Annotated in this window: 17 protein-coding genes; 7 read left to right on the top strand and 10 right to left on the bottom strand. The window is 69.7% G+C overall.

Going from position 1 to position 17,959, the window contains the following annotated elements:
* Positions 1–182 precede the first annotated feature (182 nt).
* From thiD to folP, 4 genes are all read left to right on the top strand, one after another.
* Entirely contained in the window at positions 183–1,127 is a 945-nt protein-coding gene (gene thiD / locus ABC319_RS09090; protein WP_413069910.1) for a bifunctional hydroxymethylpyrimidine kinase/phosphomethylpyrimidine kinase, read from the top strand.
* Position 1,128: 1 nt separating this feature from the next.
* Positions 1,129–1,755, top strand: a complete 627-nt coding sequence (rnhB, locus tag ABC319_RS09095) for a ribonuclease HII (RefSeq protein ID WP_413069911.1) — start codon at positions 1,129–1,131, stop codon at positions 1,753–1,755.
* 164 nt (positions 1,756–1,919) lie between these two features.
* Positions 1,920–3,074 carry a site-specific DNA-methyltransferase gene (locus ABC319_RS09100; RefSeq protein ID WP_413069912.1) on the top strand — a complete coding sequence of 385 codons (1,155 nt, stop codon included), beginning with the start codon at positions 1,920–1,922 and terminating at the stop codon, positions 3,072–3,074.
* A 10-nt stretch (positions 3,075–3,084) separates the two neighbouring features.
* Positions 3,085–4,140 carry a dihydropteroate synthase gene (folP, locus tag ABC319_RS09105; RefSeq protein WP_413069913.1) on the top strand — a complete coding sequence of 352 codons (1,056 nt, stop codon included), beginning with the start codon at positions 3,085–3,087 and terminating at the stop codon, positions 4,138–4,140.
* Positions 4,141–4,158: 18 nt separating this feature from the next.
* On the opposite strand, the gene rfbC is transcribed toward folP, so the two are convergent.
* On the bottom strand, positions 4,159–4,725 hold the full coding sequence (gene rfbC / locus ABC319_RS09110; RefSeq protein ID WP_413069914.1) for a dTDP-4-dehydrorhamnose 3,5-epimerase: 567 nt from the start codon (positions 4,723–4,725) through the stop codon (positions 4,159–4,161).
* A gap of 301 nt (positions 4,726–5,026) precedes the next feature.
* Here rfbC and ABC319_RS09115 point away from each other — a divergent pair, with 301 nt between their 5' ends.
* The 3 genes from ABC319_RS09115 (at position 5,027) to ABC319_RS09125 (ending at position 7,534) form a co-directional block, all read left to right on the top strand.
* Complete coding sequence (locus ABC319_RS09115; protein ID WP_413069915.1) at positions 5,027–5,857, top strand: glycosyltransferase; 831 nt, start codon at positions 5,027–5,029, stop codon at positions 5,855–5,857.
* A 119-nt stretch (positions 5,858–5,976) separates the two neighbouring features.
* Positions 5,977–6,861, top strand: coding sequence for a bestrophin family protein (locus tag ABC319_RS09120; protein WP_413069916.1), 885 nt, complete (start codon positions 5,977–5,979; stop codon positions 6,859–6,861).
* 10 nt (positions 6,862–6,871) lie between these two features.
* Positions 6,872–7,534, top strand: coding sequence for an MBL fold metallo-hydrolase (locus ABC319_RS09125; RefSeq protein ID WP_413069917.1), 663 nt, complete (start codon positions 6,872–6,874; stop codon positions 7,532–7,534).
* A gap of 9 nt (positions 7,535–7,543) precedes the next feature.
* Here ABC319_RS09125 and ABC319_RS09130 read toward each other — a convergent pair whose 3' ends face one another.
* From ABC319_RS09130 to ABC319_RS09170, 9 genes are all read right to left on the bottom strand, one after another.
* Positions 7,544–9,181 carry a M28 family peptidase gene (locus ABC319_RS09130; protein ID WP_413069918.1) on the bottom strand — a complete coding sequence of 546 codons (1,638 nt, stop codon included), beginning with the start codon at positions 9,179–9,181 and terminating at the stop codon, positions 7,544–7,546.
* A gap of 793 nt (positions 9,182–9,974) precedes the next feature.
* Positions 9,975–11,498, bottom strand: a complete 1,524-nt coding sequence (locus ABC319_RS09135) for a peptide chain release factor 3 (protein WP_413069919.1) — start codon at positions 11,496–11,498, stop codon at positions 9,975–9,977.
* A 131-nt stretch (positions 11,499–11,629) separates the two neighbouring features.
* Positions 11,630–11,950, bottom strand: a complete 321-nt coding sequence (locus tag ABC319_RS09140; RefSeq protein ID WP_413069920.1) for a DMT family transporter — start codon at positions 11,948–11,950, stop codon at positions 11,630–11,632.
* 158 nt (positions 11,951–12,108) lie between these two features.
* Positions 12,109–13,107, bottom strand: a complete 999-nt coding sequence (nadA, locus tag ABC319_RS09145; protein WP_413069921.1) for a quinolinate synthase NadA — start codon at positions 13,105–13,107, stop codon at positions 12,109–12,111.
* Between the two features lie 31 nt (positions 13,108–13,138).
* Positions 13,139–13,933 carry a hypothetical protein gene (locus tag ABC319_RS09150; protein WP_413069922.1) on the bottom strand — a complete coding sequence of 265 codons (795 nt, stop codon included), beginning with the start codon at positions 13,931–13,933 and terminating at the stop codon, positions 13,139–13,141.
* Positions 13,934–13,988: 55 nt separating this feature from the next.
* On the bottom strand, positions 13,989–14,720 hold the full coding sequence (locus ABC319_RS09155) for a DUF4230 domain-containing protein (RefSeq protein WP_413069923.1): 732 nt from the start codon (positions 14,718–14,720) through the stop codon (positions 13,989–13,991).
* On the bottom strand, positions 14,702–15,571 hold the full coding sequence (locus ABC319_RS09160; protein WP_413071665.1) for an MBL fold metallo-hydrolase: 870 nt from the start codon (positions 15,569–15,571) through the stop codon (positions 14,702–14,704). Before ABC319_RS09160 ends, ABC319_RS09155 begins: the two co-directional genes overlap by 19 nt.
* 132 nt (positions 15,572–15,703) lie before the next feature.
* Positions 15,704–17,377 (bottom strand): M56 family metallopeptidase, encoded by a 1,674-nt coding sequence (locus ABC319_RS09165; protein WP_413069924.1) that lies wholly within the window; start codon positions 17,375–17,377, stop codon positions 15,704–15,706.
* Positions 17,374–17,742, bottom strand: coding sequence for a BlaI/MecI/CopY family transcriptional regulator (locus ABC319_RS09170; protein ID WP_413069925.1), 369 nt, complete (start codon positions 17,740–17,742; stop codon positions 17,374–17,376). The genes ABC319_RS09165 and ABC319_RS09170 overlap by 4 nt, the downstream gene beginning before the upstream one ends.
* Positions 17,743–17,959: the final 217 nt, after the last annotated feature.

Consider the following 17,959-nt stretch of genomic DNA (forward strand, 5'->3'; position numbering starts at 1 on the left):
GGGGATGACGGAGGTGCAAAGGACCGCACAGCATGTCCTACCCACCCGCCAATCATGTATAGCCCTCCTACGATGACTGCGATCCGGCCCCTCCCCACATCCCCTCTCTCACCCTATCAACATTCGCGGGCCACACCCCCTCGCATCCCGAAACTTCCTCAACATTCGCGGGGCGTCCGGGCATGACGATCCCCCGCATCCTGATCGTCGCCGGCTCCGATTCGGGCGGCGGCGCCGGTATCCAGGCCGATATCAAGACCGTGACGATGCTGGGCGGCCACGCCATGACCGCGGTCACCGCAATCACCGCGCAGAACACGCTGGGCGTGCAGGCCGTCCACCCCGTCCCCGTCGACATCGTCGTCGCGCAGATGCGATCGGTGATCGACGATATCGGCGTCGACGCGGTCAAGATCGGCATGATCGGCTCCGCCGCCATCGCGCACGCGGTGGCGGATGTGCTGGAGGGCCTCACCTCGCCTGCAGCCGCCACCCCGGCGCAGGCCGGGGCCCAGTCGGGGGCCGCTGCCGCATCGCTCGGCCCGCTCGCAACTGGACCCCGGCCTGCGCCGGGGTGGTTCGGGGAAGGCGGGCGCGCACTCGTCCCCATCGTCTTCGACCCCGTGATGATCGCCACCGGCGGCGCCGTCCTCGCCGACGACGCCACCATCGCCGCCTTCGCCCGCCTGATGAAGCTCGCCACGCTCGTCACCCCCAACTTGCCCGAACTCGCGGCGCTGGGCGGCGGGGCGGCGGTGCGCGCCCATGGCCCCGCGCTGCTGGTGAAGGGTGGCCACGCCACCGGCGACACGATCGAGGATCGGCTGGTCACCGACGCCGGCGACACCGTCTGGACGCATCCGCGCATCGATACGCGCCACACCCATGGCACCGGCTGCACGCTTGCCAGCGGCATCGCCGCCGGACTGGGCGCGGGCATGCCCCTCGGCGACGCCTGCGGCCGCGCGATCGATTACGTCCAGGCCGCCCTCGCCGCCGCACCGGGGCTCGGCGCCGGGCACGGCCCGATGGGCCATATGCTTGCCGACATACCCTTCTACCACCTGCTCGCGGCGCACGATCCCGATGGCTGGGATGCCGCAAGCTTCGCTGCGAGATGGTCCTGACATGCCCTCCCTCCGCCACGAGAAGCTCTGCCTCGCCCCGGTCGCCGGCGTCGACGAGGCCGGCCGCGGCCCGCTCGCCGGGCCGGTGGTCGCTGCCGCCGTCATCCTGCCCGCCCGCGGCGTCCCCCGCGGGATCGACGATTCCAAGAAGCTCTCCGCCGCCGAGCGCGAGCGGCTGTTCGGCCGCCTCACCGGCTGCGCGCAGATCGGCGTCGGCATCGTCGAGCCCGACGAGATCGATCGCCTGAACATCTACTGGGCGACGATGAAGGCGATGACCCTCGCGGTCGACCGCCTGTGCGAGGGGCTGGGCTGCCCGCCCGGGCATGTGCTGGTCGACGGCAACCGCCTGCCCCGCTGGACCTATGCCGCGACCGCGATCGTGTCGGGCGACGCGCACAGCCTGTCGATCGCCGCCGCCTCGATCGTCGCCAAGCACACCCGCGACCGGATCATGCTGGACCACGCCGAAACCTGGCCGCACTACAACTGGCACTCGAACAAGGGCTATGGCTGTCGCCATCACCTCGCCGCCCTGCGCGAACATGGCCCCACCCCGCTCCACCGGCGCAGCTTCGCGCCCGTCGCGGCCGTCTGTGCCGGTTTCGCGCCGACGAGTCCTGCATGACACACTCGCAACATCTGGGGGCATGAACCTCGGCCCGCCCCCCATCCCTGCCCGTTGGCCGCGGATCGCCACCCGCATTCACGGTCCCGCAAGCTTTTTCGTTAACCATTGTCCGCTTGACGGATTCCGGGCGCTCGGCACTTTAGCGACAGAAGGGGACGGGAATGGGGGCAGTTCACACGATCGCGCGGCCACGCGCCACGGCAGCGGAGTCGATGCCGGGCTCGACGGACGCGCCCGCCGCGCTGTTGGTCGACCGGATCGTCATGGGCGACTGCATCGCCGCGATGAAGGCGCTGCCGCCCGCATCGGTCGACATGATCTTCGCCGACCCCCCCTATAATCTCCAGCTGGGCGGCGAGCTGTTCCGGCCCGACGGCACGCATGTCGACGCCGTCACCGACGACTGGGACAAGTTCGACAGCCTGAAGCATTACGACGCCTTCACCCGCGCCTGGCTGGCAGAGGCGCACCGTATCCTGAAACCCGCCGGCACGATCTGGGTGATCGGCAGCTATCACAACATCTTCCGCGTCGGCACCGCGGTGCAGGATCTGGGCTTCTGGATCCTGAACGACATCGTGTGGCGGAAATCGAACCCGATGCCGAACTTCCGCGGCACCCGCTTCACCAACGCGCACGAGACGCTGATCTGGGCGTCGAAGGGCGAGAAGGCGAAATACACCTTCAACTACCGCGCGATGAAGACCCTGAACGACGAGCTGCAGATGCGCTCCGACTGGGAATTCCCGATCTGCGGCGGGCAGGAGCGGCTGAAGAAGGACGGGCACAAGGTCCACCCGACCCAGAAGCCCGAAGCCCTGCTCTACCGTATCCTCCTGGCCTGCACGAAGCCGGGCGACGTCGTGCTCGACCCGTTCTTCGGCACCGGCACCACCGGCGCGGTCGCCCGTCGCCTCGGCCGCCACTGGATCGGGATCGAGCGCGAGGCCGGCTATGTCGCTGCCGCGACCCAGCGGATCGAGGCGGCACTGCCGCTCGACGAATCCGCCGTCGCGACGATGCAGAGCCCGCGCCAGCAGCCGAAGGTCGCCTTCGGCACGCTGGTCGAGAACGACTATCTGACCCCCGGCGCGATCCTGACCGATGCGAAGCGCCGCTTCCGCGTCACCGTTCGCGCCGATGGCAGCCTCGTCAGCGACTGCGGCGCGATCGGCTCGATCCACAAGCTGGGCGCCTCGTTGCAGGGTGCGCCCGCCTGCAACGGCTGGACCTTCTGGCACTACGAGGCGGAGGACGCCGGCCTGCGCCCGATCGACGCCCTGCGCCAGACCTGGCTGCTGGCGACGCAGCCCTGATCGCCCGACATTGGTCGATTACCTCCGCCCGGTCCGCTTCGTCGATACGCCGGTCGGCCTGCCCGACGGCGACGTCGCGCGGCTGGCCGGCGGCATGCTGTGGTTTTCCGCCTATGAGGTGACGGCCGGCACCGACCGCCACACCGTGCCCGTCGCCGGGATCGCAGGGCACGGCGAGCGTGCCGCCGCGCTCCACGCCCGCATCACCGCCCCGCGCCCGCCGCTGGTGCTGGGCGACCGCACGCTGCGCTTCGACCAGCCGCAGGTCGCCGGCATCCTCAACATCACCCCCGACAGCTTTTCCGACGGCGGGCGCCATGTCGACGATCCCGCCGCCGCCGCTGCCGCCGGCACCGACATGCTCGCCGCCGGCGCCGCGCTGGTCGATCTGGGCGGCGAATCGACCCGCCCCGGCGCGAGCGCGGTGTGGGAGGGAGACGAGATCGCCCGCACCGTCCCCGTCGTCGAGCGGCTCGCCGCCGGCGGCGCGCTGGTCTCGATCGACACGCGCAAGGCTGCCGTCATGGAGGCCGCGCTGGCGGCGGGGGCGCGCATCGTCAACGACGTGTCGGCGCTCCTGTGGGACGATCGCGCGCTCGCCGTCGTCGCCCGGGCCGGCTGTCCCGTCGTCCTGATGCACTCGCCCGATCCCGCGAAGGGCGGCCATGGCCGCGTCGCGTACGGCGATGTCGTCGGCACCGTCTTCGCCTGGCTGGAAGAGCGCGTCGCCGCGGTCGAGGCGGCGGGCGTGCCCCGTGCGCGCATCCTCGTCGATCCGGGCATCGGCTTCGGCAAGTCGCTCGCCGACAACCTCGCGCTCATCAACGGCCTCGCCGCGTTCCACGGCCTCGGCTGCCCGATCATGCTCGGCGCCAGCCGCAAGCGGATGATCGGCGCCCTGTCGGGCGAAGCGCCCGTCGACCAGCGCCTGGGCGGCAGCCTCGCCCTCGCGCTGAAGGGAGCCGACGCCGGCGTCCAGTTGCTCCGCGTCCACGACGTGCCGGACACCGTGCAGGGCTTGCGCATCTGGCGCGGGCTCAGGGACCGCGCGCTGGTCGGCGGTTGATGCCGACGCTGGCCGGGACTAGCTGGCCATGACGAACGGAGAGACGAAGTCGCGAAGCGCGGTACCACGCGTGTCGTTGTCCGAGGTGATCGGCCCGGCTCCCAGATGCGGCCATGGCGCCGCGACATCGGGATCGTCCCAGGCGATGATCCCCTCCGTCTCGGGATGGTAGATATCGGTCAGCTTGTTCAGGACATGGGTTTCCGGCTCCAGCGTCATATAGGCATGGGCGAAGCCGGGCGGCATCCACAGCTGGTGGCCGTTCTCCACCGACAGCACCGCCTGCGCCACCTGACCATAGGTCGGCGAGCCGCGGCGGATGTCGAGCGCGAAGTCGAGGATCGATCCCCGCATCACCTTCAACAGCTTCCCCTGCGCACGGGGCGCCGCCTGATAATGGAACCCGCGGATGGTATTCGGATCCGGTGAGTAGAGGTGGTTTTCCTGAACGAACGCAATCGGCTCGCCGACCGCTTCGCGAAACTTGTCCAGCCTGAACGATTCGGAGAAATATCCACGACGATCCGGATGCCGCGTCGGCGTGATGAGGATGACGTCCGGAATGGCCAGGCGCTCGAAGTACATGCGTGCTTTCCCGTCGATGGCCGCCAAACAGATGATGTACCGCCGCCAATCGGCGATCGATTGATTGCCATCCGGTCGTGAGCGAATTTCCCGAATGATGGGTAGTCTGCGAAATGCCGATGAACCAGCCAGGATTACCCGTTATTTCGGGACAGAATTATATATTTGGCCACGTCATTGGTCAGGCAAGCGCGCTATGGCGGCAATCCGCAGGAACGGCCGTTCCCGTAACTGTCGCGGCCTCATCCAGGGTGGGGACCTCGACCGGGATCTTTCCTACCGTCCGCACCGAGGAACGCCGATGCCAACGTTCACCATCATGTTGCCGATCGTAAGGCCGCCTGCGCTGCTGCCCTTCGCGGTGCGGTCGGTGCAGAGCCAGACGGTAACCGATTGGGAATTGCACATCATCCTGGATGGTGCTCCCCCGGAAACGCTGGCCGTGGCAACTGCGCTGGCGGCGGACGATGCCCGGATCCGGGTACGTCCCTTCGCCAAGGGCGAGCGTAACGGCGAGGCGCATCGACATGCCGTACTGGGTGAGACGAGCGGACGCTTCATCGCGCAGATCGCTGACGACGACCTCTGGTTTCCCCGCCACCTGGCAGAGCTTGGCCTGCTGCTGGCCGACCATGACTTCGGCAACCTGCCGCAATGCGAGATCACGCTCGATGGGCGCCCGGTGATGCTGCACGGCAATCTTGCGTCGGCGGCGATGCGCAGGGCGATGTGGACGAGGACGGGGAACTTCTTCGGACCGTCCTGCGCGGGCTATCGGCGAACGGCGTACGAGCGATTGCCGATCGGATGGAGCCCGGCGCCGCCCGACGTCTTCTCGGATCAATACATGTGGCGCAAGTTCCTGGCCGTGCCCGATCTTCGCGTCGGCACCCGCTTCTCGATCCAGGCGGTGAAGTTCGAGGCCCGGGTGCGACGCCACATGACGCTGGAAGCGCGCGCGATCGAGACGGCCGCGATGGCGGAACGGATCGCGACGGCGGACGGGCGATCGCAGATCACGGAGCGTGCATTCCGCGACGCTCTGTGGGTGGAGGCGGGATGGGCGACGCCGGCCTATCGGTTCAAGGAGCGCCTCCGGCGCATGCGGCGGGCCTATCGGACGGTCGGCTGACCATGCGGGAACGATTGATCTGGATGTATCCCCCGGACTATCGCTACGGGCCCGTACCGGCCGCATCCATCGCGCCGCCCATGCGTTCGCCGGGCGCCTAAACGTGAAGAGGGATACGAATGATCGTCGATGCCGCACCCCGCATGAGCCAGATCGTGCGCGAAGTGTGGAAGCCGTTGCTGATCCTGGCCGTCTGGGATGTGATCGTCACGATCAGCTACTTCGTCCTGCCGTTCAAGGCGCCGTCGCTGCCGCTGACGCTGTTCGGCTCCGCCCTCGCGCTGTTCCTGGGATTTCGCGACAATTCCGCCTATCAGCGCTGGTGGGAGGGTCGCGTGCTGTGGGGCGCGATGATCAATGCGTCGCGCAACCTGGCGCGTGCCGCGCGCAACTTCCTGCCCGATCCCGAGGCTCATGACCTGAAGCGGTCGATCGTCCTGCGCCAGGTCGCCTATGTCAACGCGCTGCGCTGTCAGTTGCGCCGGCAGGAGCGCGACGGCGAAGTGCTGCGCTTCCTGTCTCGCGGAGAGGCGGAACCGGCACTGGCGCGGGTCAACACCGCCAACGGCCTGCTCGACGGCACCGGCCGGCGCATCGACGATGCCCGGCGCAAGGGCTGGATCGACACCATCCAGCAGACCCAGATGGAGGCGGTGCTGGTCGACATCGCCAACGCGCAGGGCGGGATGGAGCGGATCAAGAATACGCCGCTGCCCAACCAGTATCGTTTCTTTCCCACCTTCTTCACGCATCTGTTCTGCGTCCTGCTGCCGATCGGGCTGGTCGAGACGCTGGGCTTCGCGACGCCGCTCGGCTCGACGATCGCCGGGCTGATGTTCCTCGCGGTGCTCCAGATCGGCGACGATCTGGTCGATCCCTTCGCCAACACGGTACACGACGTGCCGCTGTCGGCGATGTGCCGGACGATCGAGATCGACCTGCTCCAGTCGATCGGCGACGAACCGCCCGAACCGCTGCAGCCGGAAAAGGGCATCCTGTGGTAGGGACGGGATCATGAGCCAGCCCCCGCTTCGCGCCGCCATCATCCCCGTCACCCCGCTCCAGCAGAACTGCACGCTGATCTGGTGCACCGCGACGATGAAGGCCGCGGTGGTCGATCCCGGCGGTGACCTGCCCCGCATCCACGCGGCGATCGCGCGGGAGGGGGTGACGGTCGATAAGATCCTGCTGACCCACGGCCATATCGACCATGCCGGCGAAGCCAAACCGCTGGCCGACGAACTGGGCGTCCCGATCGAGGGCCCGCACGAGGCCGACCGGTTCTGGCTGTCCCGGCTGGACGAGGACGGCCGCAACTACGGCATCCGCGGCGTCGTGTTCGAGCCCGACCGGTGGCTGGACGACGGCGACACGGTGACCATCGGCCAGTTGACGGTCAACGTATACTTGACGCCCGGCCATACCCCCGGCCACGTCATCTTCCATCACCCGCCCTCGCAGTTCGCGCAGGTCGGCGACGTGCTGTTCCAGGGTTCGATCGGCCGCACCGACTTCCCGCTCGGCAGCTTCGACGACCTCGTCCGATCGGTGCGCGAGAAGCTGTGGCCGCTGGGCGACGTCACCTTCGTGCCCGGTCACGGCCCGGCCAGCACCTTCGCCCACGAACGCCGCACCAATCCGTTCGTCGGCGATGCGGCGCTGGCGGCAAAGGGCTGATCCCGAACGCTAGTTCCGCTCGGCAGCGGACTTCTCGCGGATCGCCCGGAACTCCGACGCAGGCCGCCACTGCGGCCAGTCGCTGCCGTTCGCCAGCCCGAAGCCGATGCGGCGCAGCAGGTCGACATCGGCCGCCGCGCCGGTCAGGTCCCACCCGGCCGACCACGCGTCGCAGGTCTGGTGATAGCATTTCATGTACCCGTCCAGCCACGCCTGCCCCGCCGCGCGGCCACCCTGCACCAGATCCGGCGCCCCGCTGATCGCCATCAGCAGCAACGTCGGCACCCCCCGCCGCGCCACCGAGAAATGATCGGCGCGATAGAACAGCCCGCGTTCCGGCAGCGCCTCCGGCGTCACCGTACGACCCTGGGCCCTGGCTGCGCCAACCAGCAGATCTTCCAGCGAATTCTGCCCGTCGCCGACCAGCATCACGTCGCGCGCGGCGCCCGCGGTCTGGAGGATGTCGAGCGTCAGGTTGGCGACCGTCTTCGCCGCCGGATAGACCGGATCGGCGGCATAGGTTTCCGAGCCGAGCAGCCCGCGCTCCTCCCCGGTCCACAGCGCGAACACCTGCGTGCGGGCGGGGCGCGGCGCCCGCGCGGCGGCGCGCGCGATGGCGAGGACGCCGGCGGTGCCCAGCGCGTCGTCGTTGGCGCCCGGGCGGATGCGGCGGCCCTGCGCATCGGGTGCCCCCTCGCCATAGGCATCCCAATGCGCGCCGTACATCACCACCTCGTCCGGCCGCGAGCGGCCGGGCAATCTGGCGAGGACGTTGCGGCTCTCGGCGCGGACGACCGTGACCGGCAGGTCGGCGGAAAAACCCCTGCCCTTCAACGCGACCGGCCGAAAATCGGACCGGCGGGCGGCGGCGCGCTGCTGCGCCAGATCCAGCCCCGCATCGGCGAACAGCCGGGTCGCCGCCTGCCCCTCGATCCAGCCCTGCAACAGAACGCGGGGGACGGGCGGTTTCGCCACGTCGTAATTCTCGCCCGCCGGCGCGGTGACCGTCGCCCAGCCGTAACCGGCGCCCGGCGTGTCGTGGACGATCAGCGCCGCGATCGCGCCCCGCCGCGCCGCCTCTTCGAACTTGTAGGTCCAGCGACCGTAATAGGTCATGCGCCGGCCACCGAACTTGCCGGTCGCATCGTCACCCGCCGCCGCCTCGAAATCGGGATCGTTGACCAGGAAAACCGCGACCTTGCCCTTCAGGTCGACACCCTTGAAATCGTCCCAGCCGCGTTCCGGCGCGGTAACGCCGTAGCCGACGAACACCAGCGGCGCATCGGCGATACGCGCCCGATCGACCGGGCGGACGGTGGACAGATACACGTCCTTGCCCACTGTCCAGGCGGTGCCGTTCGCGCCGACCGTACCCGCGCCCAGCTGGGTACGGACCAGCGGCACGGCCTGCGTCCAGCTGCCGTTCGGGCCGCCCGGCTGGAGCCCGGCGGCCTTGAACTGCGCGACCAGCCAGTCGATCGTCTTCGCCTCACCCGGGGTGCCCGGCGCACGACCGCCGAAATCGTCCGACGCGAGTATCTTCACATCGGCCGACAGGGCGGCGGGCGAGACCGGATCGGCCGGCGCGGCGGCGGCGGCCAATAGCGGCAGGCCGACGAGCGGCAGCAGGGCGGACAATCGGTACATCGGGGCGCTTTCTTTCGGACAGGACGAGGTCGTCGTAGCGGCCACGACGCGGCGTGGCGAGCGGGCGTTGCGGCGGCGAATGTTGAGGAAGTTGCGGGATGCGACGCATTCCGGCCGAGGTGGCGCGAAGACGAAATCGTTTCGCGTCAGGGAGATGCGGCGGCGCGGCGCGGGGATGCCGGCGCGACGTTGCGGGCGAATGTTGCGACAGTCATGCTGTCGTAAGGCGACGAGGCGAGCGGGCGGTGCATGATGCGCGGTATACGCACGACCGGCCGGTGTAGGACAGTTGCGGGCCGTCGCGGGATCGTGATGGTGCGGGCCGGTCCGGGTGGCGGAGAGACATCGACGGCTTTGACGCTCGTGGAGAGATGGGTCCGGCGTGCGCCGGGATGACGGAAGATTATGAGGTCTGGCGAAGGCCGGGGTTTAGACTGGATTGCGATCAGGTCTGGTCAACAGCATCGTCACCCCGGACTTGATCCGGGGTCCCGCTTGTCCCGCGTCCAGCGGGATCCCGGATCAAGTCCGGGATGACGAGTGTATAAAGCTGATCGACAACGACTCTGGGCGGAACGGCGGTGATGACGACGCGCGACGCGCCTCTCTGCCGTTCCCCGACTGGGCCCCGGCCTTCGCCGGGGTGGCGATGTCGAGGGCTGCGTTTTCAGCCCCTCCCCTTCAGGGGAGGGGTTGGGGTGGGGCCTCTCCACGAGCGCTGCATAGGCGGAAGCGCCCCACCCCCGCCCCTCCCCTGAAGGGGAAGGGAGCAGACGGCCCTTCGTCAGCCGTCCTACCGCTCGCGCGTGGCGGCGAACTTTACCTTGGGGTAGCGGTCGGCAACGTAGCCGACTTCCCAGCTGCTCTTGGCGAGGAAGACGGGGTTGTCGTCGCGGTCCTTGGCCATGGCGGCGCGGTTCAGGTCCATGAACGCCTTCAGGTCGGCGGGATCGGCGGCGCTGATCCAGCGCGCGGTGTCGAAGGGTGCGGGTTCCAGCCCGGCGGCGACCTTGTACTCGGCATCCAGCCGCGACAGCAGCACGTCGAGCTGGAGCTGGCCGACGACGCCGATGATCCAGTTCGATCCGATCTCCGGATAGAAGACCTGCGTCACGCCCTCCTCGGCCATGTCGTCCAGCGCCTTGCGCAGCTGCTTGGTCTTGGTCGGGTCCTTCAGCTGGACGCGGCGCAGGATCTCCGGCGCGAAATTGGGCAGGCCGGTGAAGCGGATCGCGGCGCGTTCGGACAGGGTGTCACCGACGCGCAGCGTGCCGTGGTTGGGGATGCCGATGATGTCGCCGGGAAACGCCTCGTCGGCGATCTCGCGGTCCTGCGCGAAGAACAGGATCGGCGAGTGGACCGCGATCGGCTTGCCATGCCCGGTCGGCGTCAGCTTCATGCCGCGCTTGAAGGTGCCCGAGCACAGCCGCATGAATGCGATCCGGTCGCGGTGCTGCGGGTCCATGTTCGCCTGCACCTTGAAGACGAAGCCGGTCACCTCCTTCTCGTCCGGATCGACCGGCGCGGGATCGGCGGGCTGCGGGCGCGGGCTGGGCGCGTAGTCGGCAAGGGCGGCGATCAGCTCGGCCGGGCCGAAATCCTTGAGCGCGGAGCCGAAATAGACCGGCGTCAGGTCGCCGTTGCGGTACGCGACATCGTCGAACGCGGCATAGCCGCCCTGCGCCAGCTCCACCTCCTCGGCGAAGCGATCGGACAGGGCGGCGGTGTCGGTGCTGCCCTGGAAGGTGCGGCTGTCACCCTCCGGCCGGCTGATCCGGCCGCTCTTCAGGTCCATGATCCCCTCGAACTCGCCGCCCATGCCGACCGGCCAGTTCATCGGCGCGACGTCGAGCGCCAGGATGTCGGCGATCTCGTCGAGCAGCTCGAACGGGGCGCGCCCTTCGCGATCGACCTTGTTGACGAAGGTGATGATCGGGACGGAGCGCAGGCGGCAGACCTCGAACAGCTTCCTCGTCTGCGCCTCGATCCCGCGTGCCGCGTCGATCACCATCACCGCCGAATTGACCGCGGTCAGGGTGCGATAGGTGTCCTCGCTGAAATCCTCGTGCCCCGGCGTGTCGAGCAGGTTGAAGGTCACGCCGTCCTTCTCGAACGTCATCACCGAGGAGGTGACGGAGATGCCGCGCTGCTGCTCGATCTTCATCCAGTCGGACTTGGCGCGGCGGTTCTGGCCACGCGCCTTCACTTCGCCGGCGAGGTGGATCGCGCCGCCGACATAGAGCAGCTTTTCGGTCAGCGTCGTCTTGCCCGCATCGGGGTGGGAGATGATCGCGAAGGTACGGCGGGGAGAGGTCAAGGCGGGATGGTCTCGGATGGGAGGAGTGGCGCCCCCTTGCCAGAAGCGGGGGCGGTTAGACAGGGGGTGGCACGCCCTGCCGCGTTCCACAGGACCGGGTCCCCGCCGTCGCGGGGACACGGACGGCCGGATCAGGCGGGGCTCGACAGCTTCATCAGGACGAGGCCGCCGACGATCAGCAGCGCGGCGAGGATGCGCAGCGGCGTCACCGTCTCGCCCAGCACGGCGATGCCGACGATGAACGCCCCGATCGCGCCGATCCCGGTCCAGATGGTGTAGGCGGTGCCGAGCGGCAGGCTGCGCATCGATGCCGACAACAGCCCGAAACTGACCAGCATCGCCGCGATGGTCAGGACGGAGGGCCACAGGCGGGTGAAGCCGGCGGACTGCTTCATCGCATAGGCCCAGACGACCTCGAACAGGCCGGCGACGAGCAGGAGGAGCCAGGGCATTGGGGTGCTTTCGTGGTTACGAGATGCGCTTGACTACCCACCCCGGCGAAGGCCGGGGCCCAGTTGGGCAGGCTCCGGTTTCAGAAGCGACCCGTTCCCCGACTGGACCCCGGCCTTCGCCGGGGTGGTATCATGGTGCGGGTTCCGCTTTCCCAACCTCAGTCCCCGGTCACCCGCGCCGGGCCCAGATCGCCCTGCCCCACCGTGCCGCCGGCCATCGACAGCATCGCATCGAGGCTCTTCTTCGCGCGCAGGCGCAGCCCCTCTTCCATCTCGATCCGCGGTTCCAGATCGCGCAGCGCGACGTACAGCTTTTCCATCGTGTTCAGCGCCATGTACGGGCAGATGTTGCAGTTGCAGTTCCCATCCGCCCCCGGCGCACCGATGAAGTGCTTGTGCGGCATCGCCTTTTCCATCTGGTGGATGATGTGCGGCTCGGTCGCGACGATCAGCGTGTCGCCGGGCATGCTGCCGGCATATTCCAGGATCCCGCGCGTCGACCCGACATAGTCGGCATGGTCCAGGATCACCGCCGGGCATTCGGGATGCGCGGCGATCGGCGCGTTCGGATACTGCGCGCGCAGCTTCAGCAGCTCGGTTTCCGAGAACGCCTCGTGCACGATGCACACGCCCGGCCACAACAGCATGTCGCGCCCGGTCTTGCGCGCCAGATAGCCGCCCAGATTGCGGTCCGGCCCGAAGATGATCTTCTGCGTCGGCGGGATCTTGGCCAGGATCGTCTCGGCGGAGGAGGAGGTGACGATGACGTCGCTGAGCGCCTTCACCTCGGCGGAACAGTTGATGTAGGTCAGCGCGATGTGATCGGGATGCGCGGCGCGGAAGGCGGCGAACTGCTCGGGCGGGCAGCTGTCCTCCAGCGAGCAGCCGGCATCCATGTCGGGCAGGACGACGATCTTCTGCGGGCTGAGGATCTTGGCGGTTTCGGCCATGAAGCGCACGCCGCAGAACGCGATCACGTCCGCCTCGGTCGCCTGCGCCTTGCGGCTGAGATCCAGGCTGTCGCCGACGAAATCGGCCAGGTCCTGCAACTCCGGCTTCTGGTAGTAGTGCGCGAGGATCACGGCGTTCCGCTCCTTGCGGAGGCGGTCGATCTCGGCGCGCAGGTCGACGCCGGCGAGGTTCGTGGGCTGGTCCATCACGCGCAGATGGCCCGGCGGCGGCGATCGATCAAGGGACCGCGGCCGGCGGCGGTCCGGGGAAGGGCGGATAGGCGAGCGGCGCGACCCGCTCGCCCGCCCCGCCCGCGACGACCGTGCGGTACAGCGACACCCCCGGCCCGCTCTGTGCGGCGACGTCCATCAGCAGCTGCGTGCCCGCCAGCGCCGCAATGCCGCACCACCAGCCGGGATGGACGCGGCCGCGGGTGCGCAGGTCGGCGACGATGCCGGCCAGCGGGAACAGCATCACCGCCGCGAACACCGTCCAGCCTGCGTAAGGGATCACCAGCGGCAGCGGCAGCAACCGGCCCCATGCCGGCCCGGTCAGCGCCGCCATCGCGCACGCCATCAGCCGGTTGTGCCACGCCGTCTGCCGGCGCAGCCGGATCGCCGCCGCGACCAGCGCGCCGAAGCACAGCACCGACAGGGTGTTCATGACGAGAAAGTAGGAGGGGGTGAAGAAGAACGGCACGCCGCCGCGGCGCACCATCAGCACGGTCATGGTGATGCCCAGCACCACGATCACCGTCGCCCAGCCCGCGCCCAGCCAGCCCAGCCGGCGGTGCAGCGCCACCGATCCGCTGGCGACCAGCCAGTTCTGCAACAGGTAGAACAGGGTCCAGCCGAAGAAGACGGCGGCATGGACATGCACGATCGCCGGCACCGCGAAGGTCGATCGCCCCATCAGGAACTGCATCGGAAAGCCGATGAAGATCGTCGCGGTCATCGCGACCGCCAGCCAGAAGAAGAAACGGTGATCCCGCACCCGCAGGCGCGGCGTCTTCAGTGGAGCGGCAGTTGCCATCGCGATATCCCCCCAGACACGGCGATGCCGAAGCTATGCCGAATCGCAGGCGGGATCAACGGGCGTTGCCGAGTACTTCCTCCAGCGAGCGCGATACGTCCCATCGTTCGGTCACGGCGGACGGTTCGTCGGCGAAGGCGACCTGGACGCGGGCGTCGACTCCGGCGGCGCGCAGCGGCAGCGAGAAGTTGCTCTCCACCGCGCGGCGGGTGGCGTCGCGGGCCAGGCGGATCATCGCCGGCTGGCGCGCCTGGCGCAGCAGCTCGGCCTGCCCGGCCTGACGATTCGCCTCGTCCAGCTGCTTCTCGGCATCGGTGAAGGTCGCCAGTACGCCGCCCGATCCATATTCGCGGATCGCCGCCAGATCGACCTGCGGCCCCTCCACCTCGACCGGCGGCAGCCGCACCGACAGGGTGCGGGTCGCGGCATCCCAGCGCACGTCGCGCGGCCCCAGCTTCGCCAGATCCACCTCGTAGCGGACCGAGCCGGGCATGATCAGCGTCTTCTGCGTCGAGAAGCCCAGCTGCGACTGGCGCGAGGTGACGACCGCGACATAGCGCGCGGCGAACGCCGACAGGCGGTTCTGCTCGCGCAGGCCCGCCAGGCTGGCCGAGGCGATCGTCGTCGGATCGGGGGCCAGCCGCTTCTCCACATAGCGCTGCACCCCCCACAGCCCGATCAGCACCGCCAGCAGCAAGAGGACGATGACGCCCCCCGCCTTGGCGAGGAAGGTGCCGAACCCGCCGCGTGGTGCGGGCACCTGCGGGGTCACGCCGCTATCCGCCATGTATCGTCCTTGCCGTTGGGATCGTCGACGACGAGGCCGCGGCCCCGCAGATCGTAGAGATGGGCCAGCACCGACCGCGCCGCCGCGCCCAGCAGCCGCGGGTCGAGGCCGGCATACATGCGCCCGACCATCGCCGGCACGCCTTGCGCCTCCTGCCGCAGCAGGCGCAGGATCTGCCCCTCGCGCTGCTTGCGGTGGCCCAGCATGCCGCGCACCAGGCGCTGCGGATTGTCGACCGCCTCGCCGTGCCCCGGATAATAGACGCGGTCGTCGCGGCCGAGCAGCTTTTCCAGGCTGGCCATATAGGCGCCCATGTCGCCGTCGGGCGGGGAGACGATGCTGGTCGCCCAGCCCATGACATGGTCGCCGGAGAACAGCGCGCCGGTGCCCGCCAGTTCGAAGCACAGGTGGTTCGAGGTGTGGCCCGGCGTCGCGACCGCGACCAGCGACCAGCCGTCGCCCGCGACCTCCTCGCCCTCCGCCAGCACGCGGTCGGGGCGATAGTCATGGTCGAAGGCGGCATCGGCGCGGGTACCGTCATCGTCCGGCGCGAAGGGTGCGGCACCGACGACCGGTGCCCCGGTCCACGCGGCGAGCGGGCGGCTGGCCGGGCTGTGATCGCGGTGGTGGTGGGTAATGAGGATGGCACGGACCGGCCGGTCGCCGATGGCCGATCGCATGGCGGCGAGATGCGCCGGATCGTCCGGGCCCGGATCGATCACCGCCACGTCGCTGCCGCCGACCACGTACGACTGGGTACCGGTATAGGTATAGGCGGACGCGTTCGGGGCGAGGATGCGGACGACGAGCGGCTCCAGCACCATCGGAACGCCGGTGGGGATTTCGGCCATGGCGACGAGATGGCGGGTCGCGCCGCCGCTGGCAAGGGTGGCGGTGGCGCGCCGGGACGGTGCCGTCACCCGTGGGGCTGCCCGCCCGCGTCGCCCCGGCACGCGCAACGTCGCGCGTGCCGGGGCGGACGCTCAGTCCCGGGCACCGTCGCGGATCTCGGTCAGCGCCTCGTCCAGGCTGGCGAGAGCGTCGCGGCGCTGGTCGCTGCTCAGGTTGCGGTTCGCCTCGATCGACCGGCGCGCGAACCGGATGCTGGCGGACGCCTGGGCCAGGCCGATGCGCTTCTCCACGTCGGCGCGGCGCTCGGCGGCGGCGGCCTGGCGCTCGGCAATCATCGCCTGCCGCTCGGCGAGATCCATCCCGGCCTCGGCGCGGACGCGGGCCTGCACCGCGGCGTCGGCCATCGCGTGGATGCGATTGCGGCAGATCGTCATCGTGCGCCGGCCGTCACGGTCCTGGCTGACGACGGTGGCACCGGTGCCGGGCTGGCAGTCGCCGCTCGATACCAGCAGCTGCCCACCCTCGCCGTTCACGACGATGTCGGGCACCGGGGGTACCGGCGGCACCGGCGGCACCGGCGCGATGCGCGCGGCGGCGGGCATCGGCGGGACGGGCGGCACCGGCGGCAGTGCGACCGGGTGCGCGGCGATGTAGCGGGCAGCGGCCGCGCCCTCGTAGGTGGTGGTCCGGCCGTCCTTGACGATCACGACGCGGTGGGTGGACCGGGACGTGGGAGCGGCGGGCGCGGGCGGCGCCGGCGGGGCGGCGATCTGCACGCCGGTGGCGCGCTCGACCCGCTCGGTGATCGCGGCGGCGGCCTGCGTGCCGGAGGCGGTGGCGAGCAGGCCGGCGGCGACCAGCCCGACGACCGCGGCGGCGCCGGCGGCCAGACGGGTGCGCGACAGGCGCGAGATGGACAGCATCCTCAATCTCCCCTTCAGGTCGGTGATGGTGTGGAGGTGGCAGGTCGCGGCCACCGCGCCGCCGTGCGCCGCCTTGACGATGGCGCAGGCATAGATGTGGCGGTCGGCACGGCTGCGGCCGGCGAGCACGCGGGCATCGTTGGCGAGTTCCTGATCGCTGCGGAACGCGCGGAAGGCACGCCACGCCAGCGGGTTGAACCAGTGCAGCGCCAGCACGGCGAGCGCGACCCAGTTGGCGAACAGGTCGCCGCGGGCGTGGTGGCCCAGCTCGTGCGCCAGCGCCAGTTCGCGCTCGTCGGCGTCGTAGCGGTCGGCGAAATCGTCCGGAAAGGCGACGAAGCGGCGGCCCAGCCCGGCCAGTTCCAGTCCGAAGGCGAGCGGCCCGGCGGCGGCCGGCGTCTCGACGACGCGGACCCCGTCGATCTCGTCGATCACCCGCGCCTGGGTCAGCAGCCCCCGGCAGAACCGCTGGTGACGGACGAAATGATAGACGAAGAACGCCAGCGCCCCCGCACCCCAGGCCAGCGCGATGATCAGGCCCCATGGCAGCGCGGCCGCGACCGGCAGCGAAGCGGTCAGGCCCGGCATCGCGGCGGCGGCGGGCGCCGTGGCGGCGATCGCGGGGGCGGCGACGAGCGGCGCGGTGTCGGCGGCGGGCGCCAGCAGCACGGTCACCACCTCCCCGGCGCGACTGATCGGCATCGCCGCCTGCTCGCGCCACTCCGCCGGCAGCGGCGGCGTCAACAGCCGGAGCACCGGCAGCGCCCACAATGCATAGGCGAGTTGCGGCCCGAACATCCGCCGCACCGGTGCGCGGACCAGCAGCACCACCAGCATCAGCACGGTCGAGGCGATCAGCGCCTCGGTCGCCCACGCGATCATGCCTTCAGCTCCTTCAGCAGCGCCTCGATCTCGGCGATATCGCGGGACGTGAGTTCGTCGCGCTCGGCCAGATGCGCGACCAGCGGGGTCAGCCGGCCACCGAACAACCGGTCGATCAGCCGGCGGCTCTCGCCCGATACGTAATCCTCGCGCCGGACGAGCGGACGGTACAGATAGCGGCGGCCATCCTCCTCGTGCGCGATCGCCGACTTGGCCATCAGCCGGCCGAGCAGCGTCTTGACGGTGTTGGCGCTCCAGCCGCGATCGGGATCGACGCGCTCGGCCACGTCCTGCGCGGTGAGCGGGGAGTCCTCCCACAGCACCTCCATGACGACATGTTCGGCATCGCTGATGCGTTCGGCCACGACTCGGCTCCCTTGCTGACTACGGGTGTAATCACATCGATTACGTGCGTAGTCAATAACTGGGTGGCGAGTGTCGGCGAGGTTTACAGCTTCGACCTAGGTCGGATGGTCGTTAACCAGCAGACGCGGCGGGAAAGGGCCGTCCCCCCCGTCTGGCATGCCACCTGCTACACACCGGGCAGCCGAAGCCTCAGCGCTTTCAGCAGGGTGGACCGTA

This window comes from Sphingomonas phoenicis (genome assembly GCF_047238005.1).
Classification (GTDB): Bacteria; Pseudomonadota; Alphaproteobacteria; order Sphingomonadales; family Sphingomonadaceae; genus Sphingomonas.